This is a genomic window from Sphingomonas sp. S-NIH.Pt15_0812 (genome assembly GCF_003951315.1).
Classification (GTDB): Bacteria; Pseudomonadota; Alphaproteobacteria; order Sphingomonadales; family Sphingomonadaceae; genus Sphingomonas.
Genome location: NZ_QLJH01000002.1, coordinates 1 through 23,615 on the forward strand (window position 1 = coordinate 1; position 23,615 = coordinate 23,615).

Genomic DNA, 23,615 nt, shown 5'->3' on the forward strand with positions numbered 1-23,615 from the left:
GGTCGCGTGGGCTCGTGGATGTGTATAATAGACAGGTCAAGCGCGGCCCGACCTCTGTCGTCAGCCCCTCCACCAGCGCATAGGCGGCGTCGTCGGTCAGCGCCTTGTCGCGCCCGATCCCAAGGCGGCGGCGCTGCGCGACAAGGCGCTGACCGACGACACCGCCTATGCGCTGGTCGAGGGGCTGACGACCGAGGTCGGGCCGCGCATGACCGGCGGCTCGGCGCGCCAGGCCTATGCCCGCGACTGGTCGGTGGCGCGGTTGAAGGCCATGGGCTTCAAGAACGTCCGCATCGAGCCCTATACGCTGAACAATGTCTGGGAGCGCGGTGCCGAGCGGGCCGAGCTCGTCGGCCTCTATGCCCAGCCCCTCCACATCACCGCGCTCGGCAATACGGGCGCGACCCCGGCCGAGGGGCTGACCGCGCCGGTCGTCTATTTTGCGACCTTCAACGACCTGCTGCTCGCCCCCGCCGGCAGCCTGACCGGCAAGATCGCCTTCGTCTCCAACGCGATGGAGCCGACGCAGGATGGCTCCAGCTATGGCAGTTCGGGCTCCGCGCGCTTCGTCGGCCCGAACGTCGCGGCGCAGAAGGGCGCGGCGGCCCTGGTCATCCGCTCGATCGGCACCGATCATGGCCGCGGGCCCCATGCCGGCACGACCAATTTCGATGCGGGGGTCACGCCGATCCCCGCCGGCGCGCTGTCGGTCGCGGATGCCGAGAATCTGGAACGCATGATCAAGCTGGGCAAGCCGGTGACGATGAAGCTCACCCTCACCCCCCGTTTCGTCGGCGACCGCCGGTCCGGCAATGTCGTCGCCGAGGTGCCGGGCACCGATCCCAAGGCGGGCATCGTGCTGGTCGGTGGGCATCTGGACAGCTGGGACCTCGGCACCGGCGCGATCGACGACGCGTCGGGCGTGGCGATCACCGCCGCCGCCGCCAAGCTGGTGATGGATGCCGGCCGGCCGCGCCGGACGATCCGCGTCGTCTGGTTCGGCGACGAGGAGATCGGCGGCTTCGGCGGCGAGGCCTATGCCAAGGCCCATGCCAACGAATATCACGCCACCGCCAGCGAAAGCGATTTCGGCGCGGACAGGGTGTGGCGATTCGAGACGAACTTCGATCCCGCCGCCAAGCCGATCGCGGACCGGCTGGCGATCACGCTCGCCCCGCTCGGCATCGTGCGCGGATCGGGCACGGCGGGCGACGGCACCGACATCGCGCCGGTGGTCAAGACGGGCGTGGCGGGGGTCGACCTCAACCAGTCCGGCCTGCGCTATTTCGACTATCACCACACGCCGGAGGACACGCTGGACCGGGTCGATCCGGCGCAGCTCCGCCAGAACGTCGCGGCCTGGACGGCGATGCTTCAGATCGTCGCCAACGCGCCCGAGACGATCGCGCCGGTCACCCCACGTCGTTAACCTCAGTTGCGACAGGACGTTACCGAGAGATGAATTTTGGCGATTGACCGGACGAACCGGTCCGCTATTGCGGCCGTTCGCGACGGCTATCGGGTCGGCCGCGAGATTTGCTATGCTTGGGAGCATTTGAATGAAGAAGATCGCTTTCGTTCTCGCTGCCGCCGGCCTGATGTCCGTGGCCGCCTGCTCGAAGTCCCCTGAGGCCGCTGCCGTTGAGAACAACGCAGACATGATGGCCGACAACATGGAAATGCAGGCGGACAACATGGACGCGCTGGCGGACAACACCTCGAACACCGCTGCTTCGGCCGTGCTCGAGAACGCTGCGGACAACATGAACGCCGCTGCCGACAACGTCCGCGACGCGGGCGAGGCGAAGGCCGACAACATGCAGTAATGCCGGTGGCGGGCCGGTTGTTCGGCCTGCTGCACGCCATTACGGCAAAAGGGGCGCCTCCCATCCTGGGACGCGCCCCTTTTTTATTGCCGGCTCTCTTTTTATCCTATCGCGGCTGCGCTAGCGAGCGTCCGAAGGTGGGGCCTGTAGCTCAATGGTTAGAGCTGGCCGCTCATAACGGCTAGGTTGCGGGTTCGAGTCCTGCCGGGCCCACCATTGCCACTTATCATGCCGGACATACGGCATCTCAAGGCTGCCGGCCTCTGCACATACCCTGGCCGTTTTTCATTCGCTCTCATGCGAGCTCTCCAGCGCGGAACGCTTGGGGGTACCGGTGGGGGTATCGTGCCGTTGACCGATGCCGAGGTGAAGAACGGCAAGCTTGGATCGGTCCCCTGCGATTTCGCGGAGGGCGGAGGGCTCTACGTCGCCGCGAGCAGGGCCAAATCATTGCGTCGCAATTACCGCGTCGATCCGAAGGAGAAGCTGCTGACTTTCTGCCGATACCCGGAGGTGTCGCTGTCCGAAGCGCGCGAGCGTCGCGACGTCGGCCAGCCCCACCCGCGCGTACCATGCATCCAGCGTCCTAGCTGAGCGTGAACGACAGGCTGCGATCGAAGCCAGTGTGCGGTAGAGAGAGTTGGCCATAGCCGTGCATCTCCTCCACCCGTAACGGATCGACGCCTGCCAGTACCAGAGGAAGAGATACCACGCGCCCTGGCGCTTAGCGCGTAAGATAGCTTCCTTCTACCGCCAAGGGAGGGCCGTTCCGCCGCACCGATCTCGCCACGCGTTGCCGATAGCAAGAGGCCGCGCCGATGGGGATCGCTTGTTGATGCCCTATCGCGGTCCAGCATTGGGGACGCTGGACCGCGATGGAGCTTTATGCCCGCCTCACGATGAGGGATCAGCTCGGATGCGCCTCGCTCTCGGCCATGGCGTCACCGCTCAGCGTGGGGACCGCTGCCGATGCGGCGTCCGGCTCGTCCTCGGACAGCCGCAACTGCTCATAGGCGATCTCCAGATCCTGGACGCCCGATCCGGTCGGCTGGATCGGCAGGTCGGCGAAGCTTTCGGGTTCGTGCGGCGTGTGGGTCTGGTCGTGCATCCTGGCGCTCCTTCGTAATGGGGTCGGAACGCGCGGCGGCCGGGAATTGTGTCACGCGTCGATCAGATCAGGTGCAGATCCTGCGGCCACGCTTGCGGGAAGAGCGAGGCGATCCGGGCTTCGGACAGGCCGAACTGGCGCTGGACCAGACCGCCGATCAGCACGCGATAGTCGGTCAGTACCGGCAGGTCGCGCTGCTGGTTGAGCGTCGCCTCGCTCAGCGCGACCTGCTCGCCGGCCATCCGCCCGCCCGACAGGCCGCCGCCCATCACCCAATAGACGCTGCCATGGCCGTGATCGGTGCCGCGATCGCCATTTTCGCGAAAGGTGCGGCCGAACTCCGATACCACCACCACGGTTGTCGTCCGCCACGCCGCCGGGCCGATCGCGTCGACGAAGCCGGCCAGGCCGCGCCCCAGTTCCGCGATGCGGTCCGCCAGGTAACCGGTCGCCCCGCCCTGGTCGACATGGGTGTCCCAGCCGCCGACATCGACAAAGGCGAGGCTGAACCGGTCGCGCATCACGGTGCCGATCCGCCGGGCGGACAGTTCGAACCCCTGGGCGCTGACCGCGCCGCGACTGGCGGTCGCCATCTCGCCCTGCAAGGCCTGGTAGACGGTGTCGCGCACCTGGAACCCCTTGGCGACCGCGCCGCGCAGCAGGGGATCGTCCTGATACATCGCCGTGATCGGCCCGGCCATGTGCGCATCGATCGGCTTGCCGATATTGGCCGGCGCCAAGTTGGAGACCGGATCGACACCACCATGGAAGCAGAGCGGCAGCTGGTCGGTAAAGGCGATCGGCCGGTCGTCCCGTCCCAGGATGGTGGCCAGCCGCGCCATCAAACCCGACCCATCGTCGCGATGGCCGCCGACCGGCTGGCCCAGTTCGATCGTGTCCTGCGTCTCGAAATGGCTGCGCGACAGGTCGTCAGTACCGGCAAAGGGGATGAAGGCCAGTTGCCGCAGGCCCCACACGGGCGGGATGCTGTCGCGCAGGGCAGGATGCAGGCTCCAGTCCGCATCGAGCGGCAGCGGGGCGGCGGCGTCCAGCGGATCGGGCCGGCTAAGGCCGATCGTCGACCGCGCCTGATGGTAGAAGTCGGCCCCGGTCGGGGCGACGATATTGGCGGCGTCATAGGCCCCGCGCAGGAACACGACCAGCAGCCGGCTTCCCGCCCGGGGTGCGGCATAGGCGCGACCCGCGACCACCATCGGCAGCGCGGTCGCCGCGCTGCGTAGGAGATCGCGGCGATGGACGTGACAGCAGCGAGCGGCACGGGACGTCGACATGGGTCGGGTCAGGCAAGTCACCATGATCGCGATGCTGGACAATGATCGGGCGAAAGCAAGCATCGCTCAGCCTGTTCCATGATGGATATAGCGCAGGACCGACATAAAGTAACGGGATGAACACAGGCTGATTTCGCCCGATGAAATACTTGTCGCGCCGGCATTATGCCTGTTGCTGCTCAAGCGCTGTCCGCAGACATCGCACTATGGTGCCAGTCAGCTCGGATTTGCCGTCGATTTGTCAGCCTGCCTTATTGAACGACGCCAGCGGATCATCCGACACCACGCGATCAAGCTGAAATATCGCTTTTTCCCAGCCACTTCCCGGCACCGACGCAGGAACGTGGCGTTCTATGGCGATGGTCGCTTCCCGCATCAGCCCCGATTCCCGCCGCGACGCGGCCGGGGCGGCGCCCCGCTTCTCCTGGTGGCTGCTGGGCGTGATGACGCTGATCTGCCTGTTCACCTGTATCGGCCTGGGGTTCCGGATCGATCCGGTGCGCGTCGTGCCGCCGCTGACGGTCTTGGCGCTGCTCGCCGCCGCCGGCTTCTGGGGACAAAGCAGCGGCCGCGACCGGCTGGCGATGGGTGCTGTCGCGTTTCTTCAGATGACGCTGTTCACGATCGTCGGCGTGGTTTTCGCCTATGCGCTGGCGGCGCGGGCGGGACCGTTATGGGACATGCGCTTCGCCGAGGCGGATCGCTGGCTCGGGTTCGACTGGCCGGCCGTCTTCCAGGCGGCGGACCAGGCGCCGTTCGCCTTGTGGATCGGCGGCTTCGCCTATCACAGCCTGACGCTCCAGATGGTCGTCGCGATCGTCGCGCTCAGCGCCTGCGGACAGGCGGAACGACTGGCGCTGACCGTGGCGGCGGCGATCCTGGCGGGCTTCGTAACCATCGCCCTGTCCGGCGCGGTGCCAGCGATGGGCAATGTCTTCGACCCTACCGGCTATCGCCATCTCTGGCCGTCGATCGCCTGGATGGAACGGGATCTGATCACCGGCCTGCGCGACGGCAGCCATCGTACGCTGGACCTGACCCAGCTGATGGGGATCGTCAGCTTTCCCAGCTATCATGCGACCTTGCCGGTCCTGCTCGCCTGGGCGCAACGCGACATTCGGGGCCTGCGCTGGACCGCGCCGATCTGGGCGGGCGTCACGATCCTTGCTACGCCGCTGTTCGGCGGGCATTATGGCGTGGATGTGATCGCCGGACTGGCGCTCGCGCCGCCGGCTCTGATCGTCGTCCGCCGTCTGTTCGCGGCCGACCGACCGCAGCCGGTGCGAAACCCTCGATCGCCCCTGGGAGTGCGCGATGCCGTTGCCTGACCGCCGCGCCCCGGCCGCCGATACGCTGCCCGGCCTGATCCTGGCCGGGGCGATCGCCCTGGCATGGGTCACGATCCATGTCGGCGGCATCTTCTTCTGGGAATGGCGCTGGTCGACCGCGCCGATCGCCATGGTCCTGATCCTGGTGCAGGCTTGGCTCAGCACCGGGCTGTTCATCGTCGCGCATGACTGCATGCATGGCTCGCTCGCGCCCCGCCGCCCGGGCGTGAACCGGATCGTCGGGACGCTGTGCCTCGCCGCCTATGCCGGCCTGTCCTATGGCGCGTTGCTGCCCAAGCATCATGCGCATCATGCGGCGCCGGGCACCCCGGCGGACCCCGACTTCCACCCCGATGCGCCGACGCGGGCGCTGCCCTGGTTCGTGCGCTTCTTCCGGGGATATTACACGCATGGGCAGATCGTGCGGATCACCATCGCCGCGATCCTCTACATGCTGCTCGGCGCGTCGCTCTGGTCGATCGTCGCCTTCTGGGCGGTGCCCGCGCTGCTGGCGCTGGGGCAGCTGTTCCTGTTCGGCACCTATCTGCCCCATCGGCACGAGGCCTTGCCCTTCGCCGACACGCATCATGCCCGCAACAGCCGCCTGTCGCCGACCCTGTCGCTGCTTACCTGCTTCCACTTCGGCGCATGTCATCACGAACATCATCTGAGTCCGCAGACGCCCTGGTGGCGGCTGCCCCGCCTGCGTCGCGCAACGCCGCGCTGATCGTCGCCGCCGCGACGGCCGCGCCGCCGGCCGCGCGCATCCCGGCCGCGAGCCGCCGGGCCGAGGCGCGATAGCCGGGTTCCCGGATCACCATCGCCAGCGACCGCGCCAGCCGCTCCTGGGTCAGTCCGCGCATCGGCGCCACCCGCCCCGCCCCGACCCAGGCGAGCCGCGCGGCGGTGCCCGGCTGCTCGAAGGCGATCGGCACCGCGACGATCGGCACGCCCGCCGCCAGCGCGTCGAGCACGGTGTTGAAGCCGCCATGCAGCACCGCCGCGACACATTGGCGCAGCACCGCCTCCTGCGGCCAGAAGGCGCGGACCAGCGGGTCGCCGGGCAGCGCCGCCGCCTCGGCCGCGCTCAGCCCGCCGCCATGGCCGATCACCGCCCGCGCCCCGATCGCGGCACAGGCGGCGGCCATGGTCGCCAGCAAATGGCGACGCGCGCCCTGGAGGGTGCCGAGCGAACAGAAGATCAGCGGCCGCCCATCGTCCGGCAGGTCGAGCGGCACCGGCGCCGCCACCCGCCACGGCGCGCCGTAGCGGAAGCTCGCCGGCAGATAGTCGCGCGGATAGTCCAGCCCGGCCGGACATTGCGCCACCTGGACCAGCGGCTGTGCGTCCGCAATTCCCCAGGCGCGCCGCCGCTCGCCCAGCACCCGGTCGATCGGCCGCATCAGCACGCCCGACACCTGATAGCCGCCCCGGTTGCGGAACCGCCCCAATCCATCCGCCCGGTAGCGCCAGCCGAGAAAGGGGGGCGGCACCTCCGGCTCGCGCAGCAGCGGCAGGCCGGTGACGCTGCCGACCAGCGGCCGTTCGAGGCGCGCGGCGATCAGCGGCCCGGCGGGCTCGGCGGCATCGGCGATGATCGCGTCCGCGCCGATCCGGGCCAGCACCATGGGCGCCCGGTCAAGCAGCAGCGCGGTCATGGCGGCGGTCGCGCGGATCATCCGGGGCAGGCCGATCGGCCCGGTCGGCGCGGCCAGAGTCGCGTGATAGGCCGAAAGACTGGCCCCGCCCCGCCCGTCGATCGCCGCGAAACCGATCCGCGGATCGTCGACCAGCGCGGCCGCCTCGCCCAGATGGACCATCGTCACCCGGTGCCCCAGCCGCACCAGTTCGCCGCCCAGCACCTGGAGCGGGTTGAAATGCCCCGGCGTCGGCGGTGCGATGATCGCGACATGGCGTGGTTCGACCGGCACGCACCCTCGCGTTATCAGGCACTTATCAACCCGATCCGCTAGAGGCCCCGCCCCGGCCTGTCCAGCCGATGCTGGTTAATCGATGATGCGGAACGTATAGCTGTACGACCGCGCGACGCCGCGCACCCGGACATTGTCGATCGTGACGCTGTACGTCACCTTGCGCCCCAGCCCCGCCACCTTCCACTGGATGTTGTTGGGCAGGCCGTAACCGATATTGTCGAAGCTGATGCTCGACACCGGCAGCGCCACGCCATCCTCGCCCACGACCCGGATCGTCGCGGCGGCATAATCCACCGCGCCGTTGTTGCCGGCGCGGCTGGTATCGATGATCGCGGAGAAGGACAGCAGCGCGCCGGTGTCGAAATAGCGCGCGGGATAGTCGCCCTGCGGATAGGCGACGAAGCCGGGCAGCGCGGCGGCATTGACCGCCGGCGCACTCGCCTGGCCGAAGACCTTGAGCGAGGTCGCGTCGGTGCGGTTGGCGCCGTCCGTTCCCGCGACCCGGCCATAGGCGATGCTGGTCAGGAAGGGGGACAGGATCCAGCGGCGATGACCGACATTGTCGGCGACGATGTTGCGCACCTCAGTCATCCAGCCGGCGAAGATCGTGTCGGTCGGGGTGAGCGACAGATAGGGCGACGGCACCGCGCCATAGAGGTTGCTCGACCCGGCGCCGGCCGCGCCGCTGGCGGTATAGCATTTCCAGTCGGTCGGCGGGGTGTGACTGAGCTGGCCGTTCGCCGCCATCATCAGCGCCGACTCCATCGCCTCCGCCTGATCGGCATCGGAATAGGTGACGGCGGGCAGCTTGTGCAGCGCGCGGATGCCGTTGATCGCCGCCAGCGCTTCCGCCCGGACATTGTCGCCTAGCGTCCCCGCCTTGCAGTTGGCCACGTCCGGCTGGACCGTGTAGCTGGCCGCGATTCCCGCCGCCCAGGCGGTGGGGATGCTGGCGGTCGGCGTGGGACTCGGGGTGGGTGACGGCGTTGGCGTCGGTGCGGCGGTGGGCGTCGGGCTGGGCGTGGGAACCGGCTGCGGCGTGGGAGTGGCCGCCGGCACCACCGTCACCCCCGTGCCGGCGCCCGACGCATCGCCGCTCCCGCCACCGCAGGATGCGAGCAGAGGCACCAGGATCAGGGCCTGCCAAGCCATGGTCGAACGCAGCCGCATCATTTCCGTCCCTGTTCCGGGCAGAAACGGATCCGCCGCGCTTGACGCGCTATGACCCTGGAATCTTAAGGAAGAATGTATAACATCGCCGGCTTAGGCGACCATTGCCACGGGGGCGTCGACCGGCTTCGCCACCGGTTCGGCACGGCGTCGCGCAGGATCGCGCCCCGCCCCCGCCGGTACGCTCGCCACCGCGTTGCTCAGGGCGAAGAGCAGCAACATGGTCAGAACCACGCGACCATCGGTCGGGATATAGGGGAACATCGCGCCCGCGCACAGCGCCACCCCCAGTCCCAGGTCCGACAGCCCTCCCCAGCCCCTCGCCCGCGACACGCGACGCGCGCGATAGGAGGCGATGGCTTGCGCCGCGATCCCTCCTGCGAACAGCGCCAAGCCGGTCAGGCCGGAGAAGAGCGCGATCGCCAGATAGCCGTTCACGAAATCGATGATCCCCTCGCCCTGGCGGAGATCGCGCATCTGAAAGGTGACGGCCGAGGCTGGCTGCCCGATCGCCGGGTTTTGGCGAACGATCTCGACACCCCGATCATACAGCCTGTCGCGATATTCGCTGCTATTCTTCGCATCCGACGAGAAACCGACCAGATTGGCGACCCGCTCGCTGGACAAGGCGGCACCGTAAAGGCCGGCCCCGACCACAGCCAGCAAGGCCATCGGTGCCACCACCCCCTTGACGCCGCGTTGGGAGAGAAGCACGCCGAAGCAACCGGCAACGGCACCCAGCCATCCTGCTCGAGATTGGATCGCGAAGAGTCCAGCCGCTACGATCGCCAGAACGATCCGGTGCCCGCGCGGAGTTTTAAAGATATCACGCGCTGCGAAGGTCGCGACAAAGCACAGTGCCAAAAGGGCGGCCGACAAAGGTGGGTTCATCAACGGCCCCCCTGCGCGCAGCATCCCGCCCCGCATCTTCACGCCGGAAATACCGTAAATCCCAAAATGATTTTGGAAGGCTTGGTACATGGGCCAAACCTTGACGCTTTCGAAAATCGCGATGCAGGCGACCGTTGCCGCCGCTGATACGGTGAACGCAAAGGCGATCCGAATATTCCTCTCGCTGGCCAGCGCCTTTCTGACGACCAGATATGGCAGGAACAGGCTCAACGAAATCTGGACAATGACGCGCAAGACGTTCGTCAGCGATGAGTCCCTTGCCGCTATGAACGCCAAGACGAACATCACCGAGAACGCTGGAAGATCGGCCAGCGAATAACGGGTACGCGCTTCCTTCTTCCACATCACCATGGCAATCAGCGCACCGAATGTGACGCAAGCTTCTGCCGTGATATTCACCAGCTGCAACGACCCGACCATTGCCATGGTGGCTACAGACGGAAGTGTCACAACCAGGAAGATCAGGATACCCGCCGCATTGTGCCTGTTCCGGATGAGCGCCACCGCCGCAACCGCCAAGGCGGCAAAGGCGACATAAATCTGGCCCAGCGACAATGCCCCCAAGGCCAAAGCGGTGGACTTGGCAGCCTCCCGGCCCACCGGCTTGTAGGCAGGTCTTACCCACAGGCCGACCAGATAGACGGCGATCGTCGTGAGGATCGTCAGGACAACGAGCGATTTTATCACATAAAACATCGATAAACCAATCTATATGTCCCGTGGGCCGGTAGAGATTTCGCTGCTTGGTGCAGGCGGCTTCGCATGACGGGTTACTTATGCTTTACGCTGAAAATAGCGGGGCGCTCAATCAAGTTCCAACTCATGAAAGCCATGGCCGTCGTGACGATCGTAGCTGTCGCGACGTAGATGAAAAACGGGACATGATAGTCAAATCCACTCAATATCATCTGCTGCAATGGAAAGGCATATAGGTAGAGCCCATAGGACAGATCATATCGCCGGGCCAATTCCTCCTCCGCCCGTTTGGGCGATGAGCAGAGATAGAATAGGCAATATGCCAGGCAAGGCACGTACAGGACATCTACGATGACCTTGGCGACGATCGGCTGTTCGGGCAGCCAGATGGCCGACGCCATTGCGATGCCGATAAGTATGAGAATAACCGGAGAACGAGGGATATGCGCCCTCAATTTGTAGAACAGCATCCCGGTGACAAACCACGACCCGACGGAAAACCAGAGATATGGCCATCCGAACAATTTGCCTATGATACCAAATCCGGGGTTCCATCCCATTCCGTCCGCATACATCTTGCATGCCGTCAGCAGCACAAGCACCGAACACAATATCGGCACCAAACCCTTTCGAAACAGGACAACGGCGGCAGTCATCGCAATATAGCAAATCACCTCGAAGAATATGCTCCACAGAGAGCCATTGATGACCTTGACCGGGGAGTGTACAAAGACCCCATCTACTGGCGCATAGCCGTTGAACGCTATGTTTTTCAGCAGCCACTTCAAGAAATGGTCAGTAATAACCTGAGACAATGGCAGTCCGGCATAGATCGGAGCCACGATGAAGGCACCGAAGAATACGGCTACGAAATAGGCCGGATAGAGACGGAGCAGCCTCTTTATAAGAAAATCGATTGGCGCACTTTTTTCCCAGCTACGTAAGACCAACGCCCCGCTCATGATCAGGAAGCAGGCGACGCCGACATTCCCCGCATTATACAAGCCTCTCGTAAGGACGGAGATGGGCTCTCCGGCCTCGGTTCCGTAGTAAAATGCAAAAGAATGAGACCAAAGCACCATCAAGGCCAAGGCCAATCGGATCGTGCTGATATTATTATCGCCGCTGATGACGCGGTCCATCAGCCTTGCTTCGGAGCGGAGACCTAACTTCGCAAGCACGTGCACATCTTTGCTGAAAAATGGCCGACGAAGAGCGCGCACTGTCAACATGTCGGCAGAAAATCCCGCATTTTCACCTCCGTTACCCGTTTGGCGGGGCGCGATCCAGCCACGGCATCGCCGGCGCCGGATCGGCCGGTGCCGCGCGCGCCGGTCTCGTCAGATACCGCCATCCACCATGTCGTGCCCCGCCGCCGCCAGCGCGGCGACCAGATCCGCGACACAGGCCGCCACCAGGTCCGCATCGGGGCCACGCACCACCAGATTGGCTCCCACCCGACCCTCGCGAAAGAAGGGATAGCTGCCGATCGCGATCTCGCCCCGGTCGCGGAAGCGCTTCTCCGCGTCGCGCAGGATGTCGGCCACCTCGCTCTCGGCGATCCAGCCGCCGATCGTGCGCGACACGACCGGGCGGCCGCCCTCCAGCGTGCCGGTCAGCGAATCGAGCATCCCCGCGGTGATGTGCGGCACGCCCGCCATGATGAAGATGTTGCCGATGCGGATGCCCGGTGCGCCCGACACGCGATTGACGATCAGTCCCGCCCCCTCCGGCACCCGCGCCATCCGCGCCCGCGCCTCGGTCAGGCCGCCGCGCGTGGCGTAATAGTCGGTCAGCACCGCCATCGCCTCCGGGTGGTGGACGACGCCGACGCCCAGCGCCGCCGCGATCGCGTCGACGGTGATGTCGTCATGCGTCGGCCCGATGCCGCCGGTGGTGAACAAATAGTCGTTGCGCGCGCGCAGGCTGTTGACCGCCTCGACGATCGCTTCCTCGCGATCGGCGACCACGCGCACCTCGGCGAGCCGGATGCCCTGCACGTTGAGCCAGGCGGCGACTTGCGCGACGTTGCGATCCTGCGTCCGTCCGGACAGGATTTCATCGCCGATCACGACGAGCGCGGCGGTCCAGATACGATCGGCCATGGCGCGACCTTAGCCTCGCAAAAGCGCCGCCGCCACGCTATATCGCGGCGATGACCGAATATGTGACCGTGACGTCCGACGCGCCCGAGGGCCGCACCGGGGCGATCAAGCTTCATGGCCCCGCCGCCTTTGCCGGGATGCACGCCGCCGGCCGCCTCGCCGCCGAGACGCTCGACATGATCACGCCGCACATGCTGCCCGGCGCGTCCACCGCCGAGATCGACCGGATGATCTACGACTTCGTCCTGGCGCGCGGCGGCGTGCCGGCGACGCTTGGCTATCGCGGCTATACGCATAGTAGCTGCATCTCGATCAACCATGTCGTCTGCCACGGCATCCCGTCGGAAAAGACGCTGAAGTCGGGTGACATCGTCAATGTCGACGTCACCCCGATCCTGGACGGCTGGCATGGCGACACCAGCCGCATGTACCTGATCGGCGACGTGCCGCTGAAGGCCAAGCGGCTGGTCGAGGTGACCTATGAATGCCTGATGCTGGGGCTGGAACAGGCCAGGCCCGGCAATCACCTGGGAGACATCTCGCACGTCATCCAACGCCATGCGGAGAAGCACCGCTACGGCGTCGTCCGCGATTTCTGCGGGCATGGCGTCGGCCGGCTGTTCCACGACGCGCCCGAGGTCGTCCATGTCGGCCGCCCCGGCACCGGTCCCGAACTGCGCCCCGGCATGATCTTCACGGTCGAGCCGATGATCAATATCGGCCGCCCCGACGTGAAGCTGCTCGACGACGGCTGGACCGCCGTGACCCGCGACCGCTCGCTATCGGCGCAGTTCGAGCATTCGATCGGCATCACCGAGACGGGCTGCGAGATCTTCACCACCAGCCCGGCAGGGCTGCACCAGCCGCCCTATCTGTAAGACTTCGCCACATATCCGGAAGCCTGACGGCGGCACGGCTTAGGCAGGTGCCGCCGTTTTCTTGCCCGCCTGTCGCTCATGCGCACACTGCGCTGAGCGTCTCAAGCGCGGAGCAACAATCGGCAATACAGCCGCCAGTTTCGCGCGCCTGCGCTAAGGGATCATCGATCCGGAAACGGATTTTCATGATCGACAACAGCTTAAACATCGATTCTCCCAAGGACAAATTTTTGCGCTATGCCCGGACATTGGCGGGATCGATCTCCACATCCACTCCGAGGAACTGTCCGATTGCGAGAACGACCAGCCGGTCCCGATCCGGCTCGGCATGGTGGGGTTCGGGCCGGTGGCGGGAATCGCCGCCGCCGCCCTGCCCGCCGCCCGCCCTGCCCGCGGCCAGCCTGCTCCGGGCCCGCCGCGCGACGCTGCGCCCCCGCCGCCGTCGGACGATCACGCCGTCCGACATCATCCTGTCCGCGCGATAGTGACGAACCGGCCCGCTCCCGCTAAAGGCGCGGGCCATGACCGCCATCACGCCACAGATCGTCGCCGACCACGGCCTGTCCCCCGAGGAATATGAGCGCGTGCTCCATGCATTGGGCCGCGAGCCCAATCTGGTCGAGCTCGGCATCTTCTCGGTCATGTGGTCGGAGCATTGCAGCTACAAGTCGAGCCGCCTCCACCTGAAGAAGCTGCCGACCACCGGCCCGCAGGTGATCTGCGGCCCCGGCGAGAATGCCGGCGTGGTCGATATCGGCGACGGCCAGGCCGCCATCTTCAAGATGGAGAGCCACAACCACCCCTCGTATATCGAGCCCTATCAGGGCGCGGCGACCGGCGTCGGCGGCATCCTGCGCGACGTGTTCACCATGGGCGCGCGGCCGGTGGCGAACATGAACGCGCTGCGCTTCGGCCGGCCCGACCATCCCAAGATGCGCCATCTGATCTCGGGCGTCGTCCATGGCATTGGCGGCTATGGCAATTGCGTCGGCGTGCCGACAGTCGGCGGCGAGGTGAACTTCCACCCCGCCTATGACGGCAACATCCTGGTCAATGCGATGACCGTGGGCGTCGCCGATACCGACAAGATCTTCTATTCGGCGGCCAGCGGCATCGGCAATCCGATCGTCTATGTCGGCTCGAAGACCGGCCGCGACGGCATCCACGGCGCGACCATGGCCTCGGCCGATTTCGGCGAGGATGCGGACGCCAAGCGCCCGACCGTGCAGGTCGGCGACCCCTTCACCGAAAAGCTGCTGATCGAGGCATGCCTGGAGCTGATGGGCACCGACGTGATCGTCGCGATCCAGGACATGGGCGCGGCCGGCCTCACCTCCTCCTCGGTCGAGATGGCGTCCAAGGGCGGCGTCGGCATCGAGCTGGTCATGGACGACGTGCCGCAGCGCGAAGCGAACATGACGCCCTATGAGATGATGCTGTCCGAATCGCAGGAGCGGATGCTGATGGTGCTGAAGCCCGGCCGCGAGGCCGAGGCGGAGGCGATCTTCCGCAAATGGGAGCTGGACTTCGCGGTCATCGGCCATGTCACCGACACCGGCCGAATGGTCCTGAAGTTCAAGGGCGAGACGGTCTGCGACATCCCGCTGGGGCCGCTGGCCGACGAAGCGCCGCTCTACGACCGCCCCTGGGAGCCGACGCCCGCGCCAGCAGCACTCGCCGACGTGCCCCAGTGCCGGGACATCGCCGCCGATCTCAAGACGCTGATCGGCTCGCCCGACATCGCCAGCCGCCGCTGGATCTGGGAGCAATATGACCATATGGTCGGTGCCGACACGGTGCAGCGCCCCGGTGGCGATGCGGCGGTCGTCCGCGTCCATGGGACGACCAAGGCGCTGGCGATCACCACCGACTGCACGCCGCGCTATTGCTTCGCCGATCCCGTCGAGGGCGGCAAGCAGGCGGTGGCCGAGGCGTGGCGCAACCTGACCTCGGTCGGCGCCAACCCGTTGGCGGTGACCAACTGCCTGAACTTCGCCAACCCCCAGCGGCCCGAGATCATGGGCCAGATCGTCGGCTGCCTCGACGGGATGAGCCAGGCGTGCATCGCGCTCGACTTCCCGATCGTGTCGGGCAACGTCTCGCTCTACAACGAATCCAAGGCGACCGGCGGCGGCTCGGCGATCCTGCCGACCCCGGCGATCGGCGCGATCGGCCTGCTCGGCGACTGGCAGAAGAACATGACGATCGCGTTCAAGGGCGCGGGCGACATCATCCTGGCGGTGGGCACGCGGACCGGCCATCTCGGCCAGACATTGTGGCTGCGCGAGGTGCACGGTCGCGAAGAGGGTCCGCCGCCGCCGGTCGACCTCGACGCCGAACGGCGCGCGGGCGACCTGGTGCGCAAGGGCATCGCCGCCGGCTGGCTGACCGCCGTGCATGACGTGTCCGATGGCGGCATCGCGGTGACGGTGGCGGAGATGGCGCTCGCCAGCGATATCGGCGCGATCCTCGACCGCAAGCAGCCCTATGACTGCGCGCGGTCCTTCTTCGGCGAGGACCAGGGCGTCTATATCGTCACCGCCGACGATGCCGCGCTGCTCGACTTCCTGACCGAGGCCCATGCGGCGGGCGTCGAGGTCGAGCCGCTGGGGCGGACCGGCGGCAAGCGCCTGATCTTCGAGCGGCCGGACCGCGACGACGTGGTGTCGCTGGAGGATCTCCGCACCGCGCACGAGGCCTTCTTCCCGACGCTGATGGGCGCGGTCGCATAAGGCTGGCGCGACCCCCGTCAGGGGATCGGATGCGCGTTCCAGGGGAGCCGGACGGATCGCCGTCCGGCTTCCTTCTGCGTTCCGCCATCGCGCCGGTCGCCACTGATTTTCCTTGATCCCGATCAACGTTTTTTATTGATGCATATCATATTATACATATATTAGTACGTGTTCACATGTTGAAGGGTTCATGACGGCGGACGAAGGAACGCAACTGGCCGAATTGTTCCGGCTGCTCGGCGAACCCAACCGGCTTCGGCTGGTGGTGGCGTGTCTCGACGCGCCCCGGACGGTCGGCGATCTGACGGCGGAGGTCGGCGTCAGCCAGAGCCTCGTGTCGCAGCATCTGCGGTTGCTGCGGGCGGGACGCTTGCTGAAGCAGACGCGGAGCGGACGACATGTCTTCTACGAACTGCCGGACTGCCACGTCCGCACCATGCTCACCAACATGATGGACCACGTATTGGAACCCGACGACCTAGCCCAAGAGGATTGAGATCATGAGCATCACTGTCGACATGGTGAAGTGCGCCTGCGCCGATTGCGTCTGCATCGTCAGCCCGGACAAGGCCGTGCAGGCCGAGGGTCGCGCCTTCTGCAGCGACAATTGCGCCACGCATCACGAGCAGGCCGCCGGGTGCGACCATGCCGGTTGCCCCTGCCACGGCTGAAGCCTGACGGGACAGCAGGAGCCTGTCGCTCCTGCTGTCCGACCAATGAAAAGGGCCGCCCCGATCGCCGGGACGGCCCTTTTCATGTCCGGGACCGGATGACGATCAGATATCGTCGCCCAAGGCGCCCTTGACCTTGCCCTTCACCTGCTGGCCCTTGCCTTCGGCCTGCTGGGCCTCGCCCTCGGCGGCCAGGTTGGGATCGCGATTATGGTCGCCGATCGCTTCCTTCGCCTTGCCGATCGCTTCGTTGACATTGCCTTTGATCTTGTCGGTCAGCTCGCCCATCACAGCCTCCATGTCGGTCGGATGCGCAGGGCAGAGGAGCCGCCCCCGGCGCCGAACCGGTCGTGAAAGGAAACCAAGGACTTAGGCTCAAGGTTCCCGATCCGGCTTGCCTAGATCAAGCCCGCCAGCGGGCTGGACGGATCGGCATAGCGGCGCTGGCCCATGCGGCCGGCGCGATAGGACAGCCGCCCCGCCTCCACCGCCGCGCGCATCGCCGCTGCCATCATCACCGGGTCCTTCGCCTCGGCGATCGCAGTGTTCATCAGCACGCCGTCGCACCCCAGCTCCATCGCCACCGCCGCGTCGGATGCGGTGCCGACGCCCGCATCGACCAGCACCGGCACCTTGGCCCCTTCGACGATCAGGCGGATCGTCACCCGGTTCTGGATGCCCAGACCCGACCCGATCGGCGCGCCGAGCGGCATGATCGCGACCGCGCCCACATCCTCCAGCCGCTTCGCCGCGATCGGATCGTCGACGCAATAGACCATCGGCAGGAACCCCTCCTTGGCCAGGATCTCGGTCGCGCGCAGCGTCTCGACCATGTCCGGATAGAGCGTCTTCGCCTCGCCCAGCACCTCCAGCTTCACCAGGTCCCAGCCGCCCGCCTCGCGCGCCAGTCGCAACGTGCGGATCGCATCCTCGGCGGTGAAGCAGCCGGCGGTGTTGGGCAGATAGGTGACCTTCTTCGGGTCGATATAGTCGGTCAGCATCGGCGCATTGCGGTCGCTGACGTTCACGCGCCGCACCGCCACCGTCACGATCTCCGCGCCCGATGCCTCCAGCGCGGCGGCATTCTGGGCGAAATCCTTGTACTTGCCGGTGCCGACGATCAGTCGCGAGCGGAAGGTGCGGCCCGCCACCGTCCAGCTATCGTCCACCAGCGGCGCGACATGGTCGCCGCCGCCGACGAAGTGGACGATCTCGATATCGTCGCCGTCCTCGACGATCACCTCCTTCAGCGTCGAGCGGGGCACGACCTCCAGGTTGCGCTCCACCGCGACCTTTTCGGGCACCAGCCCCAACTCGCCCGCCAGGTCGGCGAGGCTCAGGCCGGCCGCGATTCGCTTGTGCTCGCCGTTGACGGTGATCGAGACGGTTCCATCGCTATGGGGCATCGGGTCCAGTTCCAGCCGGGGCGTCGCCGGAGGGGGCCGGACGGCGCGTGAAAAGGGGCGCACCGCACTCGCATCTCGACTTCGCGCGGTGCGAGCGGGTAGAGGGGCGATCTAGGGGTCGCGGACGGCGGCCGCAACCGGAAGCCGCCCATGTCGACCTCTCTCGCCACCGAAGCCCATACCGTGTTCGTGCTGAACGGTCCCAATCTCAACCTGCTCGGCCTGCGCGAGCCGGCCATTTACGGCCATGACACGCTCGACGACATTGCCGGCATGATGGAGGACCGCGCCCGCGAACTGGGGCTGGAGATCGACCTGCGCCAGTCCAACCACGAGGGTCATCTGATCGACTGGATGCACGAGGCGCAGGCGGTGGGGGCGAAGGCGGTGCTGCTCAATGCGGGCGGCTTCACCCACAGCTCGGTCGCGCTGCACGATGCGATCAAGTCGATCGCGACGCCGGTGATCGAGGTCCATCTCTCCAACCCCCATGCCCGGGAAGACTTTCGTCATGTCAGCATGATCGGCCGTGCCGCGAAAGGCACAGTCGCGGGCTTCGGGGCATTGTCCTACATCCTCGCGCTTGAAGCCGCGGCCCGGTTCTGACACTGGCCCGCGCTTGTACAGGGAAGGTTCCATGACCGACACGAATTCCAGCGGCACCATGATGGTCGATGTCGACCTGGTGCGCCAGCTCGCCGAGCTGCTCGACACCACCCAGCTGACCGAGATCGAGGTCGAGCATGGCGAGCGCAAGATCCGCGTCGCCCGCAAGGTATCGCAGGGCGGTGGCCAGGCGGTGCATCACGCGCCCGCGCCCGTGGCGATGAGCGCCGCCCAGCCGGCCGCGCCCGTCGCCGCCGAAGTGGGTGCGTCCGCGCCCGCCAGCAGCGCCAATGCGGTCCGCTCGCCGATGGTCGGCACCGCCTATCTGGCGGCCGAGCCGGGCGCGAAGCCCTTTGCGGGCATCGGCCAGAAGGTCGCGGCCGGCGACACGCTGCTGATCGTCGAGGCGATGAAGGTGATGAACCCGATCGTCGCCACCGCCGCCGGCACCGTCACCCAGGTGATGGTCGAGAACGGCCAGCCGGTCGAGTTCGACCAGCCGCTGATCGTCGTCGAGTAAGCCCGTGCGGCCGATCAAGAAACTGCTGATCGCCAATCGCGGCGAAATCGCGCTTCGCATCCACCGCGCCTGTCACGAGATGGGGATCAAGACGGTGGCGGTGCACTCGACGGCGGATGCCGATGCCATGCACGTCCGCCTGGCGGACGAGGCGGTGTGCATCGGGCCGCCGGCGGCGACCGACAGCTATCTGAACATACCCAACATCATCTCGGCGGCGGAAATCTCCGGCGCGGATGCGATCCATCCGGGCTATGGCTTCCTGTCGGAAAATGCCCGCTTCGCCGAGATCGTCGAGCTGCACAACCTGCTGTTCGTGGGGCCGAAGCCCGAGCATATCCGCACCATGGGCGACAAGGTGGAGGCCAAGCGCACCGCCGGCGCGCTCGGCCTGCCGCTGGTGCCCGGCTCCGACGGCGCGGTCAGCGACGTGGGCGAGGCGCGCGAGCTGGCGGCCCGGATCGGCTATCCGGTGATCATCAAGGCCGCCTCGGGCGGCGGTGGTCGCGGCATGAAGGTCTGCAACAGCGAGGATCAGCTGGAAACGCTGATGCAGCAGGCCGGCAGTGAGGCGAAGGCCGCGTTCGGCGACGCCACCGTCTATATCGAGAAGTATCTCGGCAATCCGCGCCATATCGAGTTCCAGGTGTTCGGCGACGGCAATGGCAATGCCATCCATCTGGGCGAGCGCGACTGCTCGCTCCAGCGCCGTCACCAGAAGGTGCTGGAGGAGGCCCCCTCCCCGGTCATCACCGCCGCCGAGCGCGAGCGGATGGGCGGCGTGGTCGCCAAGGCGATGGCCGATATGGGCTATCGCGGCGCGGGCACGATCGAATTCCTGTGGGAAGACGGCGAGTTCTACTTCATCGAGATGAACACCCGGCTCCAGGTCGAGCATCCGGTGACCGAGATGATCACCGGCCTGGACCTGGTGCGCGAGCAGATCCGCATCGCCGAGGGGCATCCGCTGACGCTGCGCCAGCAGGACGTGCAGTTCCGCGGCCATGCGATCGAGTGCCGGATCAATGCCGAGGACTGGCGCACCTTCGTCCCCTCGCCGGGGCTGGTGAAGCAGTTCCACGCGCCGGGCGGCATGCATGTCCGCGTCGATAGCGGCCTCTATGCCGGCTATAAGGTGCCGCCCTATTACGACAGCATGATCGCCAAGCTGATCGTCTACGGCGCCACCCGCGAAGGGGCGATCCGCCGCCTGCGCCGCGCGCTGGAGGAGTTCGTGATCGAGGGGATGAAGACCACCATCCCGCTCCACCAGGCGCTGATCGAAGACCCTGAGTTCCAGCAGGGCCAGTACACGATCAAGTGGCTGGAGGAATGGCTGGCGCGTCAGACCGACTGACGTCCATCGGTGTCGCGGTCGCCCATGCGCCGCGACGCCGATCGATAGGGACGCCAATATCCGCTTGATTGAACATGGTGGCCGGGCACGCCACGCGCGCCCGAATATGTCGAATATTTAATATGGATCAATTAATAACATCATTGATCCCGGCGCTTCCTTCCCTCGTCATGAACGAGGGAGTGTTCCAGACGAATTTGGTTCGCACGTTCGGCGCGGCTGCCCTGTTGTCGCTGGCTTCGGTTGCCGCGATCGCCCCCGCCAGCGCCCAGTGGGTCAAGGAACAGGCCAATGTTCCCGCCGGTCCGGATGGTCAACGCGTCATCGATCTTCTCGCCAAGGGCAAGCGCCTGGAAACCGTAAGCTGTCACGACTTCGGCCAGGTGGACGAAAGCTTCCGGCCCCAGGCAATTGTCTATGCCGCCAATTACGGCCCCAAGGGCAAGGCGCATCCAACCGTGACGATCGACGGCGTCGAGAAGATCGTGCCGGTGGTCGTCGACCAGTGCAAGGCGCGCGCCGGCAACCACTTCCTCGCCGCGGTGCAGACCGCGCTGAAGCTGGAGCCGCCGGTCGCCAAGCGGTGATCGAACGGCATGGGCGGGCGGGCCATCGGCGCCGTCCGCCCATGCGCTTTCCCGCGCCCCGATGGAGTCGCGACCTTGGCATCGTCGTCGCGGCGGCGCATAAGCCCGGCATGGCCGATCTCCACCCTCCGGCGGCGACGCTCTACCATTATCCGCGCTGCTCCAAGTCGCGCGCGGCTCTGGCCCTGTTGCAAGCGGCCGGCGCCCGGGTGACGATCGTCGACTATCTCAACGATCCGCCGTCCGCCGCCGAACTGGCCCGTCTCTACGCGAGGGCCGGCATCACGCCATCCCAAGGCCTGCGCCGCACCGAAGCGGGCGCGGCCGTGCTCGCCGAGGCGGACGACGCGACGATCCTGGCGGCGATGGCTGCCGATCCGATCCTGATCGAACGCCCGCTGGTCGAGACCGAGCGAGGCGTCGTGCTCGCCCGCCCGCCCGAACGCGTGTCGGAGGTGCTGTGACTGCCGCCAAACAAGGCAGTGTCACGCCGCCTGCCGCTTTATCGGGCAGCGTCCGACCCGGCCATGCTCCATCCGCCCTGTGGGCGCAATTGGCACGAGCCATGCAGTGCGCCCGCACGGGCGAGGGTTCGAACGCTCGAACGAACGAAGCTTCCATGACGATCGAGGACGCGTTTCTGTGAAAAAAATCGAAGCCATCATCAAGCCGTTCAAGCTGGATGAGGTCAAGGAAGCGCTCCACGAGATCGGCGTGTCGGGTATCACCGTCACCGAGGCCAAGGGCTTCGGCCGGCAGAAGGGCCATACGGAGCTTTATCGCGGGGCCGAATATGTCGTCGACTTCCTGCCCAAGGTGAAGCTGGAGATCGTGGTCGAGGACGCCCTGGCCGAACGCGTGGTGGAGGCGATCGCCACCGCCGCGCAGACCGGTCGGATCGGCGACGGCAAGATCTTCGTCATCCCCGTGGAGGCGGCGCTTCGCATCCGCACTGGCGAACGCGACGAAGCGGCGATCTGAACCTCATCCTCCGTCCCGGTCGCGGCCGGGGCAGTATCGTTTTCAAACACGGCCCAAGCACTTCGCTGGGGCCTAGAAGGGAAGAACCATGGCGACGACGGCCAACGACATCCTGAAGAAGATCAAGACGGAGGAGATCGAGTGGGTCGACCTGCGCTTCACCGATCCCAAGGGCAAGTGGCAGCACCTGACCATGGTCGCCAGCATCATGGGCGAGGATGAGTGGACCGACGGCCTGATGTTCGACGGTTCGTCGATCGAGGGCTGGAAGGCGATCAACGAGTCCGACATGGTGCTCAAGCCCGATCTGGACGCGGTCTATACCGATCCCTTCTCGGCGACGCCGATGCTGATCGTGTTCTGCGATGTGGTCGAGCCCTCGACCGGCGAGCTCTATGCCCGCGATCCGCGCTCGACCGCCAAGCGCGCCGAGGCCTATCTGAAGACCACGGGCATCGGCGACACCGTCTATGTCGGCCCCGAGGCCGAGTTCTTCATGTTCGACAACGTGCAGTTCGACACGAACTATGCCGCGTCCTACTTCAAGATCGACGATGTCGAGCTGCCGACCAACACCGGCCGCGAATATGAGGGCGGCAACCTCGCCCACCGTCCGCGCGCCAAGGGCGGTTACTTCCCCGTCGCGCCGGTCGACTCGGCGGTCGACATCCGTGGCGAGATGGTCACCACCATGCTCGAAATGGGCCTGCCCTGCGACAAGCACCATCATGAGGTCGCCGCCGCGCAGCACGAGCTGGGCCTGACCTTCGGCACGCTGACCCAGACCGCCGACCGGATGCAGATCTACAAGTATGTCGTGCACCAGGTCGCCCATGCCTATGGCAAGACCGCGACCTTCATGCCCAAGCCGATCAAGGAGGATAACGGCTCGGGCATGCACACCCACTTCTCGATCTGGAACGGCAAGGAGCCGCTGTTCGCGGGCAATGGCTATGCCGGCCTGTCGGACATGTGCCTCTATTTCATCGGCGGCATCATCAAGCATGCCAAGGCGGTCAACGCCTTCACCAACCCGTCGACCAACTCCTACAAGCGTCTGGTCCCGGGCTATGAGGCGCCGGTGCTGCTCGCCTATTCGGCGCGCAACCGTTCGGCCTCGTGCCGCATCCCGTACGGCACGGGTCCGAAGTCCAAGCGCGTCGAGGTCCGTTTCCCCGATGCGCTCGCCAACCCCTATCTCGCCTATGCGGCGCTGATGATGGCGGGCATGGACGGCATCCAGAACAAGATCCATCCCGGCGAGGCGATGGACAAGAACCTGTACGACCTGCCGCCGGCCGAACTCGCGCAGGTGCCGACCGTCGCCGGCTCGCTGCGCGAGGCGCTCGACTGCCTGGAAGCCGATCACGACTTCCTGCTGAAGGGCGACGTGTTCTCCAAGGACCAGATCGAGGCGTTCGTCGAGATCAAGCGCGCCGAAGTCGCGCGTTGGGAAATGACGCCCAGCCCGGTCGAATACGACATGTACTATAGCGGCTGATCCCC

General features: G+C 66.3%; 28 protein-coding genes and 1 tRNA gene. 17 read left to right on the plus strand and 12 right to left on the minus strand.

The features are described 5' to 3' along the window. Positions 1–79: 79 nt before the first annotated feature. The 4 genes from BRX43_RS01265 (at position 80) to BRX43_RS01280 (ending at position 2,420) form a co-directional block, all read left to right on the plus strand. Entirely contained in the window at positions 80–1,429 is a 1,350-nt protein-coding gene (locus tag BRX43_RS01265; RefSeq protein ID WP_125993024.1) for a M20/M25/M40 family metallo-hydrolase, read from the plus strand. A gap of 130 nt (positions 1,430–1,559) precedes the next feature. Continuing rightward, entirely contained in the window at positions 1,560–1,826 is a 267-nt protein-coding gene (locus BRX43_RS01270) for a hypothetical protein (RefSeq protein ID WP_125993025.1), read from the plus strand. Positions 1,827–1,966: 140 nt separating this feature from the next. Further along, positions 1,967–2,042, plus strand: a tRNA-Ile gene (locus tag BRX43_RS01275). Positions 2,043–2,177: 135 nt separating this feature from the next. Then, positions 2,178–2,420, plus strand: a complete 243-nt coding sequence (locus tag BRX43_RS01280) for an Arm DNA-binding domain-containing protein (RefSeq protein ID WP_125993026.1) — start codon at positions 2,178–2,180, stop codon at positions 2,418–2,420. A gap of 313 nt (positions 2,421–2,733) precedes the next feature. Here the strand turns inward: BRX43_RS01280 and BRX43_RS01285 are convergent, their stop codons facing one another. From BRX43_RS01285 to BRX43_RS21120, 3 genes are all read right to left on the minus strand, one after another. Then, the gene (locus tag BRX43_RS01285; protein ID WP_125993027.1) at positions 2,734–2,934 is read right to left on the minus strand and encodes a hypothetical protein; all 201 of its coding nucleotides are present in this window, start codon (positions 2,932–2,934) and stop codon (positions 2,734–2,736) included. A 62-nt stretch (positions 2,935–2,996) separates the two neighbouring features. Beyond that, the gene (locus tag BRX43_RS01290; protein ID WP_125993028.1) at positions 2,997–4,226 is read right to left on the minus strand and encodes a DUF1501 domain-containing protein; all 1,230 of its coding nucleotides are present in this window, start codon (positions 4,224–4,226) and stop codon (positions 2,997–2,999) included. A 241-nt stretch (positions 4,227–4,467) separates the two neighbouring features. Next, positions 4,468–4,602: a hypothetical protein gene (locus tag BRX43_RS21120; protein ID WP_277600148.1), complete on the minus strand. Its 135-nt coding sequence runs from the start codon at positions 4,600–4,602 to the stop codon at positions 4,468–4,470. Here BRX43_RS21120 and BRX43_RS01295 point away from each other — a divergent pair. Together BRX43_RS01295 and BRX43_RS01300 are read left to right on the plus strand one after the other, a co-directional pair. Then, on the plus strand, positions 4,586–5,554 hold the full coding sequence (locus tag BRX43_RS01295) for a phosphatase PAP2 family protein (protein ID WP_206433062.1): 969 nt from the start codon (positions 4,586–4,588) through the stop codon (positions 5,552–5,554). The genes BRX43_RS21120 and BRX43_RS01295 overlap by 17 nt on opposite strands. Next, positions 5,541–6,281, plus strand: a complete 741-nt coding sequence (locus tag BRX43_RS01300; protein ID WP_125993030.1) for a fatty acid desaturase — start codon at positions 5,541–5,543, stop codon at positions 6,279–6,281. Before BRX43_RS01295 ends, BRX43_RS01300 begins: the two co-directional genes overlap by 14 nt. Here the strand turns inward: BRX43_RS01300 and BRX43_RS01305 are convergent. The 5 genes from BRX43_RS01305 to BRX43_RS01325 all read right to left on the minus strand — a co-directional run bounded on the left by BRX43_RS01305 (position 6,181) and on the right by BRX43_RS01325 (position 12,371). Continuing rightward, positions 6,181–7,485 carry a nucleotide disphospho-sugar-binding domain-containing protein gene (locus tag BRX43_RS01305; RefSeq protein WP_125993031.1) on the minus strand — a complete coding sequence of 435 codons (1,305 nt, stop codon included), beginning with the start codon at positions 7,483–7,485 and terminating at the stop codon, positions 6,181–6,183. The genes BRX43_RS01300 and BRX43_RS01305 overlap by 101 nt on opposite strands. Positions 7,486–7,560: 75 nt before the next feature. Further along, positions 7,561–8,658 (minus strand): CAP domain-containing protein, encoded by a 1,098-nt coding sequence (locus tag BRX43_RS01310; RefSeq protein ID WP_164523492.1) that lies wholly within the window; start codon positions 8,656–8,658, stop codon positions 7,561–7,563. 93 nt (positions 8,659–8,751) lie between these two features. Continuing rightward, positions 8,752–10,266, minus strand: coding sequence for an O-antigen ligase family protein (locus BRX43_RS01315; protein ID WP_125993033.1), 1,515 nt, complete (start codon positions 10,264–10,266; stop codon positions 8,752–8,754). A gap of 74 nt (positions 10,267–10,340) precedes the next feature. Beyond that, complete coding sequence (locus tag BRX43_RS01320; RefSeq protein ID WP_164523493.1) at positions 10,341–11,408, minus strand: acyltransferase; 1,068 nt, start codon at positions 11,406–11,408, stop codon at positions 10,341–10,343. A 198-nt stretch (positions 11,409–11,606) separates the two neighbouring features. Next, a complete protein-coding gene (locus tag BRX43_RS01325) occupies positions 11,607–12,371 on the minus strand; it encodes a molybdopterin-binding protein (protein WP_125993035.1) in 765 nt (254 codons plus the stop codon). A 50-nt stretch (positions 12,372–12,421) separates the two neighbouring features. On the opposite strand from BRX43_RS01325, the gene map reads away from it, so the two are divergent. Next, on the plus strand, positions 12,422–13,249 hold the full coding sequence (gene map, locus BRX43_RS01330; RefSeq protein WP_125993036.1) for a type I methionyl aminopeptidase: 828 nt from the start codon (positions 12,422–12,424) through the stop codon (positions 13,247–13,249). Positions 13,250–13,325: 76 nt separating this feature from the next. On the opposite strand, the gene BRX43_RS21125 is transcribed toward map, so the two are convergent. Both BRX43_RS21125 and BRX43_RS01335 read right to left on the minus strand, forming a co-directional pair. Next, positions 13,326–13,457 carry a hypothetical protein gene (locus BRX43_RS21125; protein ID WP_277600149.1) on the minus strand — a complete coding sequence of 44 codons (132 nt, stop codon included), beginning with the start codon at positions 13,455–13,457 and terminating at the stop codon, positions 13,326–13,328. Positions 13,458–13,484: 27 nt separating this feature from the next. Next, positions 13,485–13,781, minus strand: coding sequence for a hypothetical protein (locus BRX43_RS01335; protein WP_125993037.1), 297 nt, complete (start codon positions 13,779–13,781; stop codon positions 13,485–13,487). On the opposite strand from BRX43_RS01335, the gene purL reads away from it, so the two are divergent. The 3 genes from purL to BRX43_RS01350 all read left to right on the plus strand — a co-directional run bounded on the left by purL (position 13,771) and on the right by BRX43_RS01350 (position 16,652). Further along, a complete protein-coding gene (gene purL / locus BRX43_RS01340) occupies positions 13,771–15,981 on the plus strand; it encodes a phosphoribosylformylglycinamidine synthase subunit PurL (protein WP_125993038.1) in 2,211 nt (736 codons plus the stop codon). The two genes, BRX43_RS01335 and purL, sit on opposite strands and share 11 nt — an antisense overlap. Before the next feature lie 190 nt (positions 15,982–16,171). Continuing rightward, positions 16,172–16,477 carry a metalloregulator ArsR/SmtB family transcription factor gene (locus BRX43_RS01345; protein WP_125993039.1) on the plus strand — a complete coding sequence of 102 codons (306 nt, stop codon included), beginning with the start codon at positions 16,172–16,174 and terminating at the stop codon, positions 16,475–16,477. A gap of 4 nt (positions 16,478–16,481) precedes the next feature. Beyond that, a complete protein-coding gene (locus tag BRX43_RS01350) occupies positions 16,482–16,652 on the plus strand; it encodes a metallothionein (RefSeq protein ID WP_125993040.1) in 171 nt (56 codons plus the stop codon). 105 nt (positions 16,653–16,757) lie between these two features. Here BRX43_RS01350 and BRX43_RS01355 read toward each other — a convergent pair whose 3' ends face one another. Both BRX43_RS01355 and thiS read right to left on the minus strand, forming a co-directional pair. Continuing rightward, on the minus strand, positions 16,758–16,940 hold the full coding sequence (locus BRX43_RS01355) for a CsbD family protein (protein WP_125993041.1): 183 nt from the start codon (positions 16,938–16,940) through the stop codon (positions 16,758–16,760). Between the two features lie 110 nt (positions 16,941–17,050). Beyond that, on the minus strand, positions 17,051–18,058 hold the full coding sequence (thiS, locus tag BRX43_RS01360) for a sulfur carrier protein ThiS (RefSeq protein ID WP_125993042.1): 1,008 nt from the start codon (positions 18,056–18,058) through the stop codon (positions 17,051–17,053). A 150-nt stretch (positions 18,059–18,208) separates the two neighbouring features. On the opposite strand from thiS, the gene aroQ reads away from it, so the two are divergent. From aroQ to glnA, 7 genes are all read left to right on the plus strand, one after another. Further along, complete coding sequence (gene aroQ / locus BRX43_RS01365) at positions 18,209–18,664, plus strand: type II 3-dehydroquinate dehydratase (RefSeq protein WP_125993043.1); 456 nt, start codon at positions 18,209–18,211, stop codon at positions 18,662–18,664. Between the two features lie 31 nt (positions 18,665–18,695). Beyond that, on the plus strand, positions 18,696–19,184 hold the full coding sequence (gene accB, locus BRX43_RS01370; protein WP_125993044.1) for an acetyl-CoA carboxylase biotin carboxyl carrier protein: 489 nt from the start codon (positions 18,696–18,698) through the stop codon (positions 19,182–19,184). 4 nt (positions 19,185–19,188) lie between these two features. Then, positions 19,189–20,541, plus strand: a complete 1,353-nt coding sequence (gene accC, locus BRX43_RS01375; protein ID WP_125993045.1) for an acetyl-CoA carboxylase biotin carboxylase subunit — start codon at positions 19,189–19,191, stop codon at positions 20,539–20,541. A gap of 197 nt (positions 20,542–20,738) precedes the next feature. Beyond that, positions 20,739–21,128 (plus strand): HdeA/HdeB family chaperone, encoded by a 390-nt coding sequence (locus tag BRX43_RS01380; RefSeq protein ID WP_241214703.1) that lies wholly within the window; start codon positions 20,739–20,741, stop codon positions 21,126–21,128. Positions 21,129–21,238: 110 nt separating this feature from the next. Next, entirely contained in the window at positions 21,239–21,592 is a 354-nt protein-coding gene (locus tag BRX43_RS01385; protein WP_125993240.1) for an ArsC/Spx/MgsR family protein, read from the plus strand. 178 nt (positions 21,593–21,770) lie between these two features. After that, positions 21,771–22,109: a P-II family nitrogen regulator gene (locus BRX43_RS01390; RefSeq protein WP_125993047.1), complete on the plus strand. Its 339-nt coding sequence runs from the start codon at positions 21,771–21,773 to the stop codon at positions 22,107–22,109. 88 nt (positions 22,110–22,197) lie between these two features. Further along, on the plus strand, positions 22,198–23,610 hold the full coding sequence (gene glnA / locus BRX43_RS01395) for a type I glutamate--ammonia ligase (RefSeq protein WP_125993048.1): 1,413 nt from the start codon (positions 22,198–22,200) through the stop codon (positions 23,608–23,610). Positions 23,611–23,615 lie beyond the last annotated feature (5 nt).